The 17200-nt window shown below is 69.4% G+C and carries 13 protein-coding genes; 6 read left to right on the top strand and 7 right to left on the bottom strand.

The window, feature by feature from the left end:
- Window positions 1-7 precede the first annotated feature (7 nt).
- From BLV57_RS23625 to BLV57_RS23605, 5 genes are all read right to left on the bottom strand, one after another.
- Entirely contained in the window at window positions 8-1177 is a 1170-nt protein-coding gene (locus BLV57_RS23625; protein WP_176968776.1) for an ROK family transcriptional regulator, read from the bottom strand.
- A 23-nt stretch (window positions 1178-1200) separates the two neighbouring features.
- Complete coding sequence (locus BLV57_RS23620) at window positions 1201-2622, bottom strand: sugar ABC transporter permease (protein ID WP_091292219.1); 1422 nt, start codon at window positions 2620-2622, stop codon at window positions 1201-1203.
- Between the two features lie 11 nt (window positions 2623-2633).
- Window positions 2634-3407, bottom strand: a complete 774-nt coding sequence (locus BLV57_RS23615) for an ATP-binding cassette domain-containing protein (RefSeq protein ID WP_091292217.1) — start codon at window positions 3405-3407, stop codon at window positions 2634-2636.
- A gap of 87 nt (window positions 3408-3494) precedes the next feature.
- Window positions 3495-4631: a sugar ABC transporter substrate-binding protein gene (locus tag BLV57_RS23610; RefSeq protein ID WP_091292216.1), complete on the bottom strand. Its 1137-nt coding sequence runs from the start codon at window positions 4629-4631 to the stop codon at window positions 3495-3497.
- A 1232-nt stretch (window positions 4632-5863) separates the two neighbouring features.
- Window positions 5864-7585, bottom strand: a complete 1722-nt coding sequence (locus tag BLV57_RS23605) for a DEAD/DEAH box helicase (protein ID WP_091293149.1) — start codon at window positions 7583-7585, stop codon at window positions 5864-5866.
- Window positions 7586-7805: 220 nt separating this feature from the next.
- On the opposite strand from BLV57_RS23605, the gene BLV57_RS23600 reads away from it, so the two are divergent.
- Together BLV57_RS23600 and BLV57_RS23595 are read left to right on the top strand one after the other, a co-directional pair.
- The gene (locus BLV57_RS23600) at window positions 7806-8966 is read left to right on the top strand and encodes a YihY/virulence factor BrkB family protein (protein ID WP_091292214.1); all 1161 of its coding nucleotides are present in this window, start codon (window positions 7806-7808) and stop codon (window positions 8964-8966) included.
- Window positions 8967-9132: 166 nt separating this feature from the next.
- Window positions 9133-12234, top strand: a complete 3102-nt coding sequence (locus BLV57_RS23595; RefSeq protein ID WP_091292213.1) for an efflux RND transporter permease subunit — start codon at window positions 9133-9135, stop codon at window positions 12232-12234.
- 69 nt (window positions 12235-12303) lie between these two features.
- Here the strand turns inward: BLV57_RS23595 and BLV57_RS23590 are convergent, their stop codons facing one another.
- Window positions 12304-13140 (bottom strand): hypothetical protein, encoded by an 837-nt coding sequence (locus BLV57_RS23590; RefSeq protein WP_091292211.1) that lies wholly within the window; start codon window positions 13138-13140, stop codon window positions 12304-12306.
- A gap of 117 nt (window positions 13141-13257) precedes the next feature.
- A complete protein-coding gene (locus BLV57_RS23585; protein WP_176968774.1) occupies window positions 13258-13500 on the bottom strand; it encodes a DUF3039 domain-containing protein in 243 nt (80 codons plus the stop codon).
- Window positions 13501-13552: 52 nt separating this feature from the next.
- On the opposite strand from BLV57_RS23585, the gene BLV57_RS23580 reads away from it, so the two are divergent.
- From BLV57_RS23580 to BLV57_RS23565, 4 genes are read left to right on the top strand one after another with little or no spacing between them, the layout of a single operon-like run.
- Window positions 13553-14359: a sporulation protein gene (locus BLV57_RS23580; RefSeq protein ID WP_091292208.1), complete on the top strand. Its 807-nt coding sequence runs from the start codon at window positions 13553-13555 to the stop codon at window positions 14357-14359.
- On the top strand, window positions 14356-15006 hold the full coding sequence (locus BLV57_RS23575) for an HD domain-containing protein (RefSeq protein ID WP_245757482.1): 651 nt from the start codon (window positions 14356-14358) through the stop codon (window positions 15004-15006). The genes BLV57_RS23580 and BLV57_RS23575 overlap by 4 nt, the downstream gene beginning before the upstream one ends.
- A 9-nt stretch (window positions 15007-15015) precedes the next feature.
- Entirely contained in the window at window positions 15016-15930 is a 915-nt protein-coding gene (locus tag BLV57_RS23570) for a pseudouridine-5'-phosphate glycosidase (protein WP_176968773.1), read from the top strand.
- Window positions 15927-16796, top strand: a complete 870-nt coding sequence (locus BLV57_RS23565) for a carbohydrate kinase family protein (RefSeq protein ID WP_176968772.1) — start codon at window positions 15927-15929, stop codon at window positions 16794-16796. The genes BLV57_RS23570 and BLV57_RS23565 overlap by 4 nt, the downstream gene beginning before the upstream one ends.
- Window positions 16797-17200 lie beyond the last annotated feature (404 nt).

Here is a 17200-nt window from a genome sequence, read left to right as displayed (position 1 = left end):
TATGGGCCTAGACGGTGTCGAGGACCTGCTCGAACGCGACCTCGGCGGCGCCCAGCAGCTTCACGTCGGCGCCCAGCACCGAGCTGACCAGCCGCGTTCCGCCGACGGCCCGGCTCACCAGGCTGCGCCGCCGGATCTCGCCGCCGACCCGTTCCAGCACCGAAGCGGGCAGCACGGTCAGCAGGTCGCCCAGCACCAGCAGCTGCGGGCCGAGCAGGTTGACCACGTTCACCAGGCCCAGCGTGAGCCACTCGGCGAACTCGGAGAGCCGTTCCCAGGCCGCCTGCGGGTCACCCGCGAGCTCGCGCAGCTCGACCAGGATCGCGCCGCGCGGGGTGTCTTCGGCGAGCCCCAGCGCCCGGCAGAGCGCCGCTTCGCCGACCTCGGTCTCCCAGCAGCCGATGTTGCCGCAGTAACACGGCCTGCCGTCGGGCCGGATGACCATGTGCCCGATCTCGCCGACGTACCCGGCGGCGCCGCGCAGCGACGAGCCGTCGGAGATCACGCCGCCGCCGACGCCGACGTCCGCGGAGACGTACACAGCGTCCGAGGCGCCGCGAGCGACGCCTCGGAGGTGTTCGGCGACGGCGCCGAGTTCGGCGTCGTTGCCGACCAGGATCGGGATCCGCATCACGCTGTTGAGCCGCTCACCGAGCGCCACGTCGGTCCAGCGCAGGTTGGGCGCCTCGTGGACGTGCCCGTCCGCGCGCCGGACCACCCCGGGCACGGAGACGCCGACGGCGGTCGGCTGGACGCCGAGATCGCCCGCCAGCATCGCCGCCGACTCGATGATGTGGGTGATGACCTCATCGGCCTCGCGCATGCGGCCGCGCAGGTTCCAGCTGTTGCGCCCGAGTATCTGCCCGCCGAGGCCGACCAGCGCGATGGCCACGTGCTCCACCTGCAGGTCGACCGCCAGCACGACGGCCGCCTGCGGCTGCGGGAGCACCAGCAGCGAGGGGCGGCCCGCCCCTCGCCCCGGCCTCGGCACCTTCTCCTCGACGACCCCGGCTTCCGCGAGGCCGTCGACGAGCGTCTTGATCGTGCTGCGGTTGAGCCCCAGCTCGGCCGCCAGCGTCGCCCGCGTGCACGGGCCCGTGACGTGCAGCAACCGGAGCAGGGTCGTGCGGTTGTGCCTGCGCACCTCGTCCGGACGGGCTACAGGTGTGCTGGTCACAGGTTTAATTCTTTCACGGACCGTCAGCGCGGGGATGCCGCGGCGCGCCGCCGCGACAGTGCGTCGACCGTGGCCGCCAGCGCCAGCACGAGGCCGGTGATGATGTTGACCACCGCGGCGGGCTGTTTGAGCAGGCCCAGGCCGTTGGTGACCACCGCGAGCACCGCGCCACCGATGACGGCGTCGACCATCCGGCCCTTGCCGCCGAACAGCGAGGTGCCACCGATGACCGCCGCGCCGACCGCGAACAGCAGCGTGTTCAGGCCACCGGCCTGCGGGTCGACCGAGCCGACCTTCGACGAGTAGACGATCGCGCCGAGCGCGGCCACCGACGAGCAGATCACGAACACGCTCGCCCGGATCTTGCTCACGTTGATACCGGCGCGGCGGGCCGCTTCCTGGTTGCCGCCGACCGCGTAGATGTGGCGGCCGTACTGCGTGCGGTTGAGCACGTAGGTGCCGAGCACCAGCAGCGCCAGCACGATCGGGACCACGTACGGCACGCCCGAGATGACGATGTTCGGGTTCGGCGCGCGGTTGATCGTCAGCAGGTAGGTGGCGACCGCGGCGAACAGCGCCACGGCGCCGACCTTGAACAGCACCAGCGGCGTCGGCTGGGTGACCAGCCCGCGCTTGAGCCGCGAGAAGTGCTGGCCCAGCTGGACGGCGGCGAAGCCACCCGCGGCGATCACGAACAGGATCCAGCTGCCGAGCACGGACAGGTTGCCGTTGGCGACCTTGTCGAGCACCTCGGAGTTGCTGACGTTCAGCGTGCCGCCCTCACCGATGAACTTGAGGATGACGCCCTGCCAGATGATGAACAGCGCCAGCGTCACGACGAACGACGGCATGCCGATCTTCGAGACCAGGAACCCGGTGATGCAGCCGATCGCGGTGCCGACGGTGATCGCCAGCAGCATCTCGATCCACGGGTTGGCGGCCGCGCCGGACAGGATTATCACGATGGCGACCGCGGACAGCGCCGCGCCCGCCCAGATCCGCAGCAGCACCGCGAGCAGCACGGCGAGCGCCAGCACGACGATGAAGGTGATGAACACCCCGGAGCCCATCGAGCCGAGCAGGTTGCCGTTGCGCACGAAGTGCAGCGCCATCACCGCGGCCGTGACACCCGACGCGGTACCGGCGGACAGGTCGATCTCGCCCAGCAGCAGGACGAACACGATGCCCATCGCGATGATCGTCTGGCCCGCGCCCTGCGCGAGCAGGTTCGCGATGTTCGACAGTGAGAGGAAGAACTCGGAGAGCCCGGCGAAGATTCCCACGAGCACGAGCAGGCCGAGCAGCGCGGGCAGCGCGCCGAGCTGGCCTGCCTTGAGGCGGGAGAAGTAGTCGGCGATGGCCTCGCTGGTGGACATCGACGTGGTGTCGATGCCGAAGTCCGTGATGGCGGCGGAAGCCACCGGCTTGGCAGGTGTCTCAGTCATTTTCTCCACGCTCACAGGACAGCGGCTTCGGGGCGGGCGAGGCCGAGGTCACCGGACCGGCCCGCGGTGATGAGTTCCACGACCTGGCCGTGGGTGACGTCCTTGGTGTGCACCTCCGCGACCAGGCGGCCGAGGTAGAGCACGGCGATGCGGTCGGCGACCTCGAACACGTCGGCCATGTTGTGGCTGATCAGCACGACGCCGAGGCCCTTCTCGGCGAGCCTGCGCACGAGGTCGAGCACCTGGCGGGTCTGCGCGACACCGAGCGCGGCGGTCGGCTCGTCGAGCAGCACGACCTTGGAGTCCCACAGCACCGACTTGGCGATGGCGACGGTCTGCCGCTGCCCACCCGACAGCGCGGAGACCGGGGTGCGCACGGACTTGACGGTGCGCACCGACAGCGAGGCGAGCGTCTCGCGGGCGGCCTGTTCCATGCTGGCCTCGTCGAGCAGCCATTTGCTGCCGCGCTCGCGGCCCAGGAACATGTTCTGCACGATGTCCAGGTTGTCGGCGAGCGCGAGGTCCTGGTAGACGACCTCGATGCCGAGCGCGGCGGCGTCGCGCGGGCCGTGGATGTGCGCGTCGGCGCCGTTGAACCGCACGGTGCCCGAGTCGGACCCGTGGATACCGGCGATGCACTTCACCAGCGTCGACTTGCCGGCGCCGTTGTCGCCGACGAGCGCGGTCACTTCACCGGCCCGCACGGCGAAGTCCACGTCGTGGAGGACGTGGACGGGTCCGAAGCTCTTGTTGAGGCCTTGGATGTCGAGAATGGGTTCACTCATGAAACGGCGATCTCTCCTGTGTGGGAACCGGGCCGGGACACGTTGTCGGGGAACGCGTCCCGGCCCGGCTGTCTATATGGGGGATTGTCAGGAGATGCCGAGCTGGGTGCAGACGGCCTGCAGGTCGCCGGCGCACACCTCGGAAGCCTTGACGTAGCCCTTCGTGATGACCTCCTTGACACCGTCCTTGAGGGTCAGCTTGGGCTCGAGCAGCAGCGACTTGACGTCGCGGTTGCCGGTCGGGTCCTTGCTGACGCCCTTAGCGATGGCGTCGGCGGCGGCCTTGTCACCCTTGGCGAGCGCGGCGGCGAGGTCGGCGGCGCCGTTCGCCTCCTCCTCGATCGGCTTGAAGATGGTCAGGTACTGGTCGCCGCGGAGGATGGCCTTGAGGCCGTCGGCGGTGGCGTCCTGGCCGGTCACCGGGACCTTGCCGTTGAGGCCGTTCTTCTTGAGGACGGTGATGACCGCGCCGGCGAGACCGTCGTTCGCGGCGACGACGCCGTCGACCCTGCCGCCGTTGGCGGTCAGGATCTGCTCGAAGGTCTGGCCGCCCTTCTGGTTGTCCCAGTTGTCGATGGCCTGGATCTGGACCTTCTTCAGGTCACCGGAGGCGTACTTCGCGTCGAGGACGCTGGCCTGGCCGTTGGCGAAGAGGGTGGCGTTGTTGTCGGTCGGGGCGCCCTCGATCTGGATGACCTGCGCGCCCTTCTTGTCCTTCAGCGCGTCCGCGAGGCCCTGGCCCTGCAGCGCGCCGACCTTCACGTTGTCGAACGACACGTAGTAGTCCGAGCTGCCGCCGAGGTTCAGGCGGTCGTAGTCGATCGTCGGGATGCCCGCGTTCTTGGCCTTCTTGGCGACGGCCGAGCCGACCTCGCTGTTGATGGCGGCGATGATCAGGACCTTGACGCCCTGGGTGATGAAACCGTCGGCCAGCGTCGAGAACTTCTGGACGTCACCCTGCGCGTTCTGCACGTCGACGTCGAAGCCCTTGGCCTTGAGGGCCTTCTCGAGCATCGGCTTGTCGAAGGCTTCCCAGCGGGCCGAGGTCGCGGTCTCCGGCAGGATCACGCCGACCTTGCCGGAGGCGCCACCGGCGGCGGGCGCCGAGGCGGGGGCCGAGGAACTCGAGGAGGTCCCCGAGTTCGAGCTGTTCGCCCCACATGCCGTCAGCACGAGGCTGACACTCGCCACCGTGGCGAGGAGGGAAAGGGTCTTCGTGCGCATCCTCGGTCCTTCCAGCTCCTGCCGACGAGCGGTGTTCCGGACCTGGCCGGCGCCTCGTCGCGCAAAATGTTGTGGGCGACAACATATGCCGCGATTGCCCGGTACGGAAGAGGGCTGGATCAATTAAGACCCACCCGTGAGACACAGTTTGGCAACGTGCCCGTCACATTGAGCGCAAGAGGCCAAGACGGTGACATGGAAGACCATGGCCGGTCACGCAACGTGACTGGATCGGTGTCGATCCCATCTTACGACAACGATGACTTACCCGAACCCGGCCGAAACCGACCTTTTATCTGGAAAACGACGGTCACCCTGGGTTTGTGGACCGATCAGCCCAGCCCGCCTTGACGGCTCGGAACCCTCGCCGCCAATCGGACCTCCCCGGCCCGTACTCGGCACCGCCGCCGCCCGGGCCTATGCATCAGAAGCCCTGAAAGGTCGCCCCAGCACCAAGTCTCGGCCCGCGCCGACCCTCACCTGCCACAACACCGCCCGCCCCAAGATCAACGCGACCTGCCCATTCATTGGCGGTCTCGATAAATCAAGCCTCACCCAGAAATGATCAACACTCCAAGCCCCGAAACCCCACCCCGCTTCCCCGCCCGAGGCAGTGAAGAACCACCGCAAACCCCGCGAATCCCGTTAACCGGCATCGCCCGAACGGCCCAGTCCCCTGATCAACAGAGCGTGACCCCGCCGCGCCCCGTCACCCTGTGCCCGAACGGCCACCTCCCATACCCAAAAGGTCACCCCACCGCGTGCCCCAACGGTCGCCCCGCGTACCCGAGGAGTCGGCACGCGTACGCGGGGAGCCGGGAGGCGTACCGGGATGGACGACACGCGTGCACAGCCGGACGACACGCGTACCTGGACGGACGACACACCGGCCCGACACGCCGGAACGCGGGACAAACCGCGCGCCGAACGCGGGGCACCCGGTACGGCATGTCCCGCGCCACCCGACGCACGTGTCGTCCGTCTGTGCACGCGTGGCGTCCAGCTGTGCACGCGTGTCGTCCGTCTGCGTACGCGTGGCGTCCGGCTGTGATCGTGTGACGACTCCGCAGGTACGCGTGCTGACTCGCTGGGTACGTGTGCCGACCCGTTGGGTACGGGGCGGGTGAACATCCGTGCGAGAGCGGCAAAGTCGCGGGCGAGAGCGGCAAAGTCGCGTGCAGGTACGGCAAACTCGCGTGCGGGAAGGGCAAACATCGCGGGTGGCGCGGGGGTTACCAGGAGCGGAGGGTGACTATGCGCTCTTCGAGTTGCTCGACGGTGGCCATCGCGGTGGGCGGGCCGCCGCAGACGCGGCGGAGTTCGTTGTGGATGGCGCCGTGGGGTTTGCGGGTGCGGTGGTGGTACATGCCGACCAGTGCGTTGAGTTCCTTGCGCAGCGAGCCGAGGCGCTGGCTGACCGTCTGGGGCTTGGCGACCTGGACGGGGGCTTCCTTCTCGGGCTTGCGCTTCTTGGCGTCGGCGAGCTGCTCCTCCTGGCGCTTGCGCAACAACGCGCGGACCTGGTCGGGCTCCAGCAGACCTGGGAGGCCGAGGTACTCCTGCTCCTCGTCGGAACCGGAGAACACGGCCGTGCCGAAGGAGTTGCCGTCGTAGATGACCTGGTCGAGTTCGGCGGAGGCGCCCAGCGAGGTGAACGCCTTCTCCTCCTCGCCCGGCTCGTCCTCGGTGCGGTTGGCCTCGGCCAGTAGCTCGTCGTCCCAGCCGTCCTTCTCGCGGTGGGGCTTGCCGAGGACGTGGTCGCGCTGCGCCTCCAGCTCGGCGGCCAGCTCCAGCAGCACCGGGACGCTGGGCAGGAAGACCGAAGCCGTCTCGCCCTTGCGCCGCGAACGCACGAAGCGGCCGATCGCCTGCGCGAAGAACAGCGGGGTCGACGCCGAAGTCGCGTACACGCCGACCGCGAGCCGGGGGACGTCGACGCCTTCCGACACCATGCGGACCGCGACGAGCCAGCGTTCGGTGGACGCGGCGTACTCGGCAATGCGGCCGGAGGCCTTGGGGTCGTCCGACAAGACGACCGTCGGCGTCTCACCTGACAAACGTTCCAGGATTTTCGCGTAGGCGCGTGCGGACTCCTGGTCGGTCGCGATGACCAGACCGCCCGCGTCGGGCATGCCGTCGGCACGGAGCTGGGACAGCCGGACGTCCGCGGCCTGCAGGACCGCCGGGATCCACTCGCCCGCCGGGTCGAGCGCGGTGCGCCAGGCGCGCGCGTTCTGCTCGGCCGTGAGCGGCTCGCCGAGGCGGGCGGTGAACTCCTCGCCCGCGCTGGTGCGCCACGACGCCTCACCCGAGTAGGCGAGGAAGACGACCGGGCGGACGACGCCGTCGGCGAGCGCGTTGGCGTAGCCGTACGCGTGGTCGGACTTGCTGCGCAGGTGCCCCTCGCCGTCCGGCTCGTACTGGACGAACGGGATCTGCGAGTCGTCGCTGCGGAACGGGGTCCCGGTGAGCGCGAGCCTGCGCACCGCCGGGGTGAACGCCTCCATGATCGCGTCGCCCCACGACTTGGCGTCGCCACCGTGGTGGATCTCGTCGAGGATGACGAGCGTCTTGTAGTTCTCGGTACGCACGCGGTGCAACGTCGGGTGCGCGGCGACCTGCGCGTACGTGACCGCCACACCCTGGTAGTCCGAGGAGGTGGCGCCCGCGCCGTTGCGGAAGTTCGAGTCGATGGAGATGCCGGACTTGGCGGCGGACTCGGCCCACTGGTGCTTGAGGTGCTCGGTCGGCGTGACGATCACGACCCGCTCGATCGTGCGGTCGCTCAGCAGCTCGGCGGCGATGCGCAGGCCGAAGACCGTCTTGCCCGCGCCAGGCGTCGCGACCGCCAGGAAGTCCTTGGGCTTGCGCATCAGGTACTTGGTCAGCGCGCTGCGCTGCCAGGCGCGCAGCGGCCGCGCGGTGGAGTCCTTTTCCGCTGGTGGCGCGCCCATGACACCGCGCTGGGCCGTCTCGGTCAAGATGGTCCAACTCCCCTCGGCACGGTCCGCCCATACAAAAGCGCCCGTCGAAGGCGCTCCGCCGAGGGTACCTGTCCGCACCGACAAGAGCCGGTACCGACGGGGTGATTCGTGCCTCGCGACGGCGTGCTAGGCGACACTTGCCCCGAACGACGAGCCAAAACCGCGCCGATGCAGCATGCTTGGCCCTGCGATGACCGAGACAGCGGACGACGCGCCGGAGGACGGCGCCGAGCGGGCACCCGAGGTGAGGGTGGTCCGCAAAACCCCGCTGACCTTGCTCAAGCGCACGCTCAACAAAGCCTGGGAGGGCAACATCTTCTCCGAGGCGGCCGAGGCCGCCTTCTGGCAGACGCTCTCGCTCCCCCCGCTGCTGCTGGGACTGCTCGGCAGCCTGGGCTTTCTCGGCGACTGGTTCGGCCCGTCGGTGGTGACCGCGGTGCACGACCAGATCATCCGGTTCTCGAAGACGATCTTCAGCCCGAACGCCGTCCAGGAGATCATCGAGCCGACGGTCAACAGCATCCTCACGGTCGGCAAGGGCGAGATCGTCTCCGTCGGCTTCGTGATCTCGCTGTGGGCGGGTTCGTCGGCGATGTCGTCGTTCGTCGACGCGATCACCGTCGCGCACGACCAGTACGGCGTCCGCAACGAGGTCTGGCAGCGGCTGTTCGCGCTGCTGCTCTACATGGCGGGACTGGTGATCCTCGCGGTCGGCCTGCCGCTGCTGGCGATCGGCCCCGACCTGCTCCCCGAGTTCTTCCCGGCGGACTGGCGGCCGACGGTCCGCGACTGGGTCGGCACGCTCTACTACCCGGCGCTCGGTGTGCTGATCACGCTGGCGCTCGCGACGCTCTACAAGCTCGCGCTGCCGCGCAAACTGCCGTGGCACCGCGGCCTGCCCGGCGCGGTGCTCGCGATGGTCCTGTTCCTGCTGGCGAGCATCGGGCTGCGGATCTACCTGTCGCAGATCACCAAGACGGGTTACACCTACGGCGCGCTGGCCGCGCCGATCGCGTTCCTGCTGCTGATGTTCTTCATCGGGCTGGCGGTGACCGCCGGCGCGTACTTCAACAGCGCGATCCAGGAGCTGTGGCCCGCCAAGATGACCCGGCGCCAGCGTCGCAAGTGGCGGCGGCTGGAGATGGAACGCGCGAACGAGCGGCTCAAGTCCGAGGACAACGGCAAGCTGTGGGAGCGGGCCACCGTGCCGCTGCGGCGGCCCAAGCGCGAGGACGTCGAAGCTGAGGAATCCTCAGCGAACACGAACCACGATCGGGTGGCCGACGAGCCCGCCGAAGCGGGCTCCCCCGAGCCCGAATCCTCGCCCCGAGCTGGGCGTTCTACGCGCTGAAGATCGCTACTCCACCCGGGGTCCACCGTCACCCGTCCGGCGGAGTCATCCTGAAGTCGTACCGGGGTTCCACCCGTGGTGTGAGGCTGTTCCCGCCGTCCCCGTGTCAAGCTCAGCTCGCCCCGGAACCGAGGGGCTTTTCCGTTTCCCGAGGGGGATCACCACCATGTCAGTGCTGGCACGGCTCAGCCTGCGCAACCGAGGCCTGATCGGGCTGCTGGCCATCCTGGTACTGGTCTTCGGCGCGTTCGTCATGCCGAGGATCAAGCAGCAGCTCTTCCCGTCGCTCCAGTTCCCGACGGCCGTCGTCATCACGCCGTACGTCGGCGCTTCACCGGACGCGGTCGACAAGCAGGTCAGCGAGCCCATCGAGGCCGCGCTGCAGGGGATCAAGGGCGTCGAGGAGATCACGTCCACGTCCCGCGCGGGCACCTCGTCGGTGGTGGTCCAGTACCAGTTCGGCACGGACCTCGACGCCGCCGTCGGCCAGATGCAGCAGGCGGTGAACCGGATCAGCACCCGGCTGCCCGCCAACAGCTCGCCGACCGTGCAGGCCGGCAGCTTCGACGACATCCCGACCGTGGTGCTCGCGGTCAGCGGCGACGGCGACCAGAAGCAGCTCGCCGACCGGCTGAACAACGAGGTCGTCCCCGAGTTCAAGAAGATCGAGGGCGTCCGCGCCGCGACGGTCACCGGGGCGCAGAAGCCGCAGGTCACCATCACGCTGGACTACGCGAAGCTCGCGGTCGCGGGCGTCGATCCGCAGACACTGGTCAGCACGCTGCAGGGGGCGGGCGCGGCCATTCCGGCCGGCACGGTCGATCAGGACGGCAAGACGCTCAACGTCGAGATCGGCGGCTCCGACCTGACCGTCGACTCGCTCAAGAACACTTACCTGGCAGGCAAGACCAAGCCGGTGAAGCTGGGCGACATCGCGACCGTCGAGGCGGGCACCGCCACGGCCACGTCGATCACCCGCACCAACGGCAAGCCCAGCTTCGGCATCTCGGTCACCATGGCGTCGGACGGCAACGCGGTGGCGATCTCGAAGGCCGTGCGGGACAAGCTGCCCGAGCTGAGCACGAAGCTCGGCGTGCAGTTCAGCACCGTGTTCGACCAGGGCCCCGAGGTCGAGAAGGCGATCAGCGGCCTGACCACCGAAGGCCTGCTCGGCCTGCTCTTCGCGGTGATCGTGATCCTGCTCTTCCTGTTCTCGCTGCGGTCCACTTTGGTCACCGCGGTGTCCATCCCGCTGTCGGTGGTGGTCGCGCTGGTCGCGCTCTACAGCGGCGATCTCTCGCTCAACCTGCTCACCCTCGGCGCGCTGACGATCGCGGTCGGCCGGGTGGTCGACGACTCGATCGTCGTGCTGGAGAACATCAAACGCCATCTCGGCTACGGCGAGGCCAAGCAGGACGCCGTGCTGAACGGCGTCCGCGAGGTGGCCACGGCGGTGACCGCGTCCACGCTGACCACGGTCGCGGTGTTCCTGCCGATCGCGTTCGTGAGCGGCATCGTCGGCGAGCTGTTCTCGCCGTTCTCGATCACGGTGACCGTCGCGCTGCTGGCTTCGCTGCTGGTCTCGCTGACCGTCGTGCCGGTGCTGGCGTACTGGTTCCTCAAGACGCCCAAGAACCTGGACGCGGAGAACGCCGAAGCGGCAAGGGAAGCAGCCGAGGAGAAGGAGCGCAACGGCGCCCTGCAGCGGGTTTACGTGCCGGTGGTGCGGTTCGCCATCAAGCGCAGGCTGGTCGTGGTGCTCAGCGCGATCGTGATCTTCGTGGTGACCGCCGGGCTCGCCGCCAGCGCGAAGACGGATTTCCTCGGTGACAACGGCGGCACCACGATGTCGATGACCCAGGAGCTGCCGCCGGGCACCAGCCTGGAAGCCGGTGAGGAAGCCGGAAAGCTCGTCGAGACGGCGCTCGCGGCCTCGCCCGAGGTCAAGAGCTACCAGATGACCGTCGGCGGCAACGGCGCCGGCGCGGTGTTCGGGTTCCGCGGTGACGGCGGCACCAGCTTCACCGTGACGATCGCCGAGGGCACCGACCAGAAGGCGTTGCAGGACAAGCTGAAGAGCCAGCTCTCCGGCAAGCCGGGCGCCGGCGTGATCAAGTTCGGTCAGCAGGCTTCGAGCTCCGACACGGTCTCCGTGCTGGTGACCGCGCCGAACGCGGCCACGCTGAAGCCCGCCGCCGACCAGGTGGCGCAGGCGCTGTCCGGGATCAACGGCCTGTCCGAGGTCACCAGCGACCTTTCGAAGGGCTCGCCGCAGCTGAAGGTCGACGTCGACCAGGCCGCCGCGGCGGCCGCCGGGCTCACACCGGCGACCATCGGCCAGCTCGCCGGGCAGGCCGTCGGCGGCCGCGTGGTCACCCAGCTGCCGATCGACGGGACGCGCACGGACATCGTGCTGCGCACCGGGACCGCGCCCGCCGGGGTCGACGCGATCAAGGCGCTGCCGCTGCCGTCCGCGACCGGCGTGGTCCGGCTGGACCAGGTCGCCACGGTGTCCACTGTGGACGGGCCGAGCACGGTCAAGCGGACCGGCGCCGATCTGAGCACGAGCGTCACCGCGAAGAACGGCTCGGACAACCTGGGCGCGGTCACGAAGGACATCGAGGCCAAGCTCAAGGACCTGAAGCTGGCGGGCGGCGCGTCGGCCAAGATCAGCGGGGTCGCCCAGCAGCAGACCGAGGCGTTCGTGAACCTGGGGCTGGCGCTGCTGGCGGCGATCGCGATCGTGTTCCTGATCATGGCGGCGACGTTCCGCAGCCTGATCCAGCCGCTGATGCTGCTGGTGTCCATCCCGTTCGCGGCGACCGGCGCGCTCCTGCTGCTGCGGGCGACGAACACCGCGATCGGCCTGCCCGCGATGATCGGCATGCTGATGCTGGTCGGCATCGTGGTGACCAACGCGATCGTGCTGATCGACCTGATCAACAAGTACCGGTCGGACGGCTACAGCGTGACCGACGCGGTGGTCGAGGGCGGCAGGCACCGGCTGCGGCCGATCCTGATGACCGCGTCGGCCACGATCTTCGCGCTGCTGCCGATGGGGCTCGGGATCACCGGGCAGGGCGGGTTCATCGGGCAGCCCCTCGCCATCGTGGTGATCGGCGGGCTGATCAGCTCGACGCTGCTCACCCTGGTGCTGGTGCCGACGCTGTACACGGCGGTCGAACTGCGCAAGGAGCGGCGCGCGCTCAAGAAGGCGGCCCGTGCCCGGCAGCCGGAGCCCGTCAAGCCCGAGCCCGCCAACGTCTAGGTCCGACGGGATTTAGCGGGCTTTATCCCGGGTGCTTTTCCCGGGACAAAGCCCGCTAAATCCCCACTCCTACTGGCCGAAACGCCAGGTCTTGCTGTCGAACGCGATGCAGATGCTCGGCGACATGACGATCACGCGCAGTGTCCCGTCACGCTCGTCGAAGTCGATGCCCTCGACCTCGAAGTTGCCGCCGCAGCCGCTCTGCAGCGGGAGCTGGCCGAGTGAGGTCACGTGGCCGGTCACGTCGGAGCCGTTGAGCGAAGCGGACAAGTCGACCTGGAGCAGCGGCTTGGTGACGCCGAAGAGCGTGCCGCCCGGGTCGTCCGAAGCGCAGAGCAGCCGCGTGGCGGTCTGGAAGTCACAGCCCTGGATGTCGCGGACCTGGTGGTCGAGCCGGATCGCCGAGGCGTACGGCAGGTTCGCGGCCGGGTTCGTGAAGCGGATGCCCGGCATCGGGTGCACGAGCAGGCGGTCCATGGTGCCCCATTCGCCCGCCACCATCCACTGGCCGTCCGGCGAGACGGCGGCGAACGAGTTGTTGTTGGCTTCCCAGGATTCCAGGTTGTGCTTGTAGTTGGCCCAGCTGCCGTCCGGGGCCTGCACCCGGAAGAGCTTGGCGCCGCGGTCGTCGCGCTGGTACGGCTCGACGTAGTACCCCTTGGCGGTGCCGGGGTCGCCGACGTGGTTCCAGCCCTGCGAGTTCAGGTCGGCCGGGATGGTGCCGATCCCGGTGTAGCGGATCGTCGTCCCCGACGGGCGGACGATGGTGGCCAGGCCCTGGCTCTCGTCGAGCGGCCTCGCCCGGTCCGAACCGAGGGTCGTCCAGCCGTTGACGGCCTCGGCCAGCGCGGGGGACATCGTTGTCAGCAAGGCGGCGAGTACGGCGACAAGGGCGGTTTTTCGCATGGAGGACTCCGTCCCGAAGGAAAATGGCGCCCTAGAGGTACCAGCCTCGTCCGGAACGGACAGCCCCCATGTGAATGATTTTCACCTTAACGGCGGGTTTCCGACAGTGCTCGGCTGTCAGTCGCCCTTCTTGAGCCCGTCATAGATCTTCTTGCAGGCCGGACAGACCGGCGACCCCGGCTTGGCCGACTTCGTCACCGGGAAGACCTCGCCGCACAGCGCCACCACGTGCGTGCCCATGACCGCGCTCTCGGCGATCTTGTTCTTGCGCACGTAGTGGAACATCTTCGGCGAGTCGTCGTCGGTGCTGTCGGTGCCCTCGGGGCGGGTGTCCTGCTTCGGCAGAGTCTGAGTGCTCACCCTTCCATGATAAGACCCGTGTGGACGGCCCCGACCTGGCAGGATCTCCCCCATGTTCCAGAAGGTGCTCGCGAGCTTCGGCTCCGGCGGCGCGCGCGTCGACGCCCGCCTGCTCGACCGTTCCGTCGTGCCCGGCGGGCCGCTGCGCGGCGAGGTCGTGCTGCTCGGCGGCGAGGTCGACCAGGAGATCAACGGGCTGGCGGTCACCCTGATCGCCCGTGTCGAGGTGCCGGGTGAGCGCTCGCCGTCGATCACGGACCTGACTTTCGGCAGCCAGCAGCTGGCGGGCCGCGAGCAGGTCGGGCCAGGACAGCAGATCCGGGTCCCGTTCGAGATCCAGCTGCCCTGGGAGACGCCGATCTCGAGTGTCTTCGGCAAGCCGCTGACCGGGATCGCGGTCGGCCTGCAGACCCAGCTCGACGTGGCGAACTCCGTCGCCGACCCGCAGGACGTCGACGCGGCGGCCATCGAGCCGCTACCCGCGCAGAAGCGGATCCTGGACGCGCTGAGCCGGATCGGCTTCACCTTCCGGGGCGCCACGCTGGAGCAGGGCCGCATCAACGGCGCCAGCCAGCAGCTGCCGTTCTTCCAGGAGATCCGCTTCGCGCCGTCGCAGCGGTTCGCGCCGGTGTTCGACGCGCTCGCGGTGACGTTCCTGTCTGCGGCGGACGAGACGCAGGTGGTGCTCGAGGTGACCAAGCGCGTCCGGGTGAGCAAGTCGGGCGGCTTCGGCGGGCGCGGGCAGGAGTTCCTGGGCATGTTCAAGGTCGCGCACGCGAACCTCGACGGCGTGAAGTGGGAAGCCCAGCTCGAAGGCTGGCTCCACGAGGTGGCCAAGCCGCGCGGGATCTTCGATTGAGCGTACGAAGCCGATGGATCGAGGCCGTCGAACGGCTGGGCGGCTCAGTCGAGGTCGCTGAGAAAGCCGCGCGGGACCTGGAAAACCGCTACAACGAGCCACATCGCCGCTATCACGACCTCGCGCACGCCCATTCCGTCGCGCGGCACGCCGACCGGCTCGCGCGCGCACTCTCCACAGAGGACAGAGCACTGATCACGCTCGCCGCCTGCGCGCACGATGTGATCTACGACGCCAAGCCCGGCGACGACGAGCGGCGCAGCGCCGAGTGGGCCCGCGACTGGCTCACCCGGGCGGGCCTCGTGGCGCGGCACGTCGCCCGGGTCGAGGAGCTGATCCTGACCACGCTCAGTCACGACGCGCCTGCGGAAGATCAGGGTGCGACCGCGCTGCTCGACGCCGATCTCGCCACCCTCGGAGCCTCCGAAGACGTCTACGACCAGTACGCGCGCGACGTCCGCGAGGAGTTCAAGCACGTCGACGACCAGGCATGGACGGTGGGCCGGGCCGCGGTGCTGGAGAAGCTGCTCGCCAAGGATCCGCTGTTCCGGAGCCCGGCCGCGCGCGCCGAATGGGACGCCGCGGCGCGGGCCAACCTGACAAGAGAGCTGACCCGATGGCGACGGCCCGCGACCGATCTCGGATGATGTCCCCTCGTGGCTAGCAAACCTCCCCAGCTGATTCTCACCGACGAGGTGGCCGGCGCGCTGCAGGACGGCGACCCCGTCGTCGCGCTGGAGAGCACGATCCTGTCCCACGGCCTGCCGCCCGGCCGCAACCTCGACGTCGCGCGCCGCCTGGAGCGGCTCGTGCGCGACGCGGGCGCGGTGCCCGCGACCATCGCGGTGCTCGACGGCGTTCCCCGGATCGGGCTCTCCGCCGCCGAACTCGAGCGCGTCTGCGCGCCCGGCGAGGACCTCGACAAGCTCTCGCTGCGTGACCTCGGCCCCGCCGTCGGGCTCGGCCGGTCCGGTGCGACGACCGTGGCGAGCACCGCCTCGCTCGCGGCGGCCGCCGGGATCGGCGTGTTCGCCACCGGCGGGCTCGGCGGGGTGCACCTCAACGCGGCGCAGACCTGGGACGTCTCGGCCGACCTCGGCGTGCTGGCCACGGCCGGCGTCGTGGTGGTCGCGTCCGGGGTCAAGTCGGTGCTGGACATCCCGGCCACGCTCGAGGTGCTGGAGACCAACTCCGTGCCGGTGCTCGGCTACCGGACCGACCACTTCCCGGCTTTCTACCGCCGCTCGTCCGGCCACGAGGTCCCGTGGCGGGTCGACACCCCGAAGCAGGCGGCCGCGGTGATCGCCGCGCACCGGACGTTCGCGAAATCCGGGGTGCTGCTGACCAATCCGATCCCCGAAGAGTCCGAAATGGACTTGGCGCTGCACGACCGGCTGCTCGCCGAGGGCCTGGAGTTGTTGCGGGTCAACAACATCCACGGCCAGGACGTCACGCCCGCACTGCTGGAGCACTTCCACACCGCCAGCGACGGCGTGAGCCTCGACGCCAACGAGGCGCTCGTGTTGTCCAACGCCCAGCTCGCCTCCGAGGTCGCGGTGGCGCTGTCATGAGCGTGATCGTGGTCGGCGACGCCGGTCTGGACGTGGTCGCGCGGCCGCACGGGCCGATCCCGCACGGCGGCGACGTCCGCGCGCGCATCGAGTTCACCGGCGGCGGCTCGGGCGCGAACACCGCGCTGTGGCTGCGCGCGTACGGCGTCGAGCCGACGCTGATCGCCCGCATCGGCGACGACCCCGGCGGCAGGCTCATCCGCGCCGAGCTCGAAGCGGCGGGCGTGCGGTGCGCGTTCACCGTCGACCCGGACGCGGCCACCTGCTGCGTGGTCTGCCTCGTCGACGGCGACGGCCAGCGCAGCATGCTCGCCGACCGCGGCGCGAACGCCCGCTTCGAACCGGCCGACATCGACCCGGCGGTCCTCGCCGGAGCCCGCCACCTGCACCTGTCCGGCTACGTCCTGCTCGACCCCTCGTCGCGGCCAGCCGGGCTGGCCGCGCTCGCCGCCGCGAAGGCGGCCGGGCTGACCACCTCGGTCGACCCGCAGGCGGCGGCGCACCTCACGAAGGACCCGGCCGGGTTCCTCGACGACGTGCGCGGCATCGACCTGCTCATGCCGAACACCGAGGAACTGGTCGCGCTGACCGGGTCCGCCGACCCGGCCGCGGCCCGTGAACTGCTCGGGGTCGCCAGCGCGGTCGTGGTGACCGCCGGGCTCAACGGCGCGAGCTGGGTCGACGCCGACGGCATCACCTCGGTCCCGTCCGAGCCCGCCGACTGCGTCGACTCGACGGGCGCGGGCGACGCCTTCGACGCCGGAGTACTCGGCGCCTGGCTCGCCGGAGCGTCCACTGTGGACGTTCTACGGGCCGGCGTGAAACTGGGCGCCAAGGCGGTCGGCCAAGTAGGCCCCCAGCCCTGACCCGCGTTCGAAAGCCCGAAAGCCACTTTCGTCAGGTCTCATCTGACGAAAGTGGCTTTCGGGCTATCACACCTGACGAACGTGGCTTTCGGGCTTTCCGGGCCCAGCGGACGAAACAAAAGCCCCGCTTGTTCCGCTCAGCGTTCCGAATGCCCCGTCCGTAACGTCCAGGCGAGCCCTCGGGGCTGCGAAATGTCGGACTTGCGCCTTTTGTCTGCCCGCAGGGCGCGGATGAGCGAAGTGAACGCCTCGTTCACAACGTTCAACGTTGTGAACGCCTCGTTCACAACGTTCAGGGGCAGAGGGCCCCGGCGGGGTCGGGCGGGCACACGTGACAAGGGCGACCATTGTCACCCTCAGCGTTGCAAGGGCGGCCCTTGTCACGTCCACTTTCGGGACGGACC

Origin of the sequence: Amycolatopsis xylanica (genome assembly GCF_900107045.1) — a bacterium.
Classification (GTDB): Bacteria; Actinomycetota; Actinomycetes; order Mycobacteriales; family Pseudonocardiaceae; genus Amycolatopsis; species Amycolatopsis xylanica.
The sequence above is the reverse complement of the archived record's forward strand: the minus strand, read 5'-3'. Positions and strand labels throughout refer to the sequence as shown.

Excerpts from the sequence above, each read along its gene's own strand:
- BLV57_RS23600 (WP_091292214.1), top strand. The coding sequence starts at position 7,806 with ATGACCGAGACAGCGGACGACGCGCCGGAGGACGGCGCCGAGCGGGCA.
- BLV57_RS23565 (WP_176968772.1), top strand. The coding sequence starts at position 15,927 with ATGAGCGTGATCGTGGTCGGCGACGCCGGTCTGGACGTGGTCGCGCGG.
- BLV57_RS23590 (WP_091292211.1), bottom strand. The coding sequence starts at position 13,140 with ATGCGAAAAACCGCCCTTGTCGCCGTACTCGCCGCCTTGCTGACAACG.
- BLV57_RS23605 (WP_091293149.1), bottom strand. The coding sequence starts at position 7,585 with ATGGGCGCGCCACCAGCGGAAAAGGACTCCACCGCGCGGCCGCTGCGC.
- BLV57_RS23610 (WP_091292216.1), bottom strand. The coding sequence starts at position 4,631 with ATGCGCACGAAGACCCTTTCCCTCCTCGCCACGGTGGCGAGTGTCAGC.
- BLV57_RS23615 (WP_091292217.1), bottom strand. The coding sequence starts at position 3,407 with ATGAGTGAACCCATTCTCGACATCCAAGGCCTCAACAAGAGCTTCGGA.
- BLV57_RS23580 (WP_091292208.1), top strand. The coding sequence starts at position 13,553 with ATGTTCCAGAAGGTGCTCGCGAGCTTCGGCTCCGGCGGCGCGCGCGTC.
- BLV57_RS23620 (WP_091292219.1), bottom strand. The coding sequence starts at position 2,622 with ATGACTGAGACACCTGCCAAGCCGGTGGCTTCCGCCGCCATCACGGAC.
- BLV57_RS23595 (WP_091292213.1), top strand. The coding sequence starts at position 9,133 with ATGTCAGTGCTGGCACGGCTCAGCCTGCGCAACCGAGGCCTGATCGGG.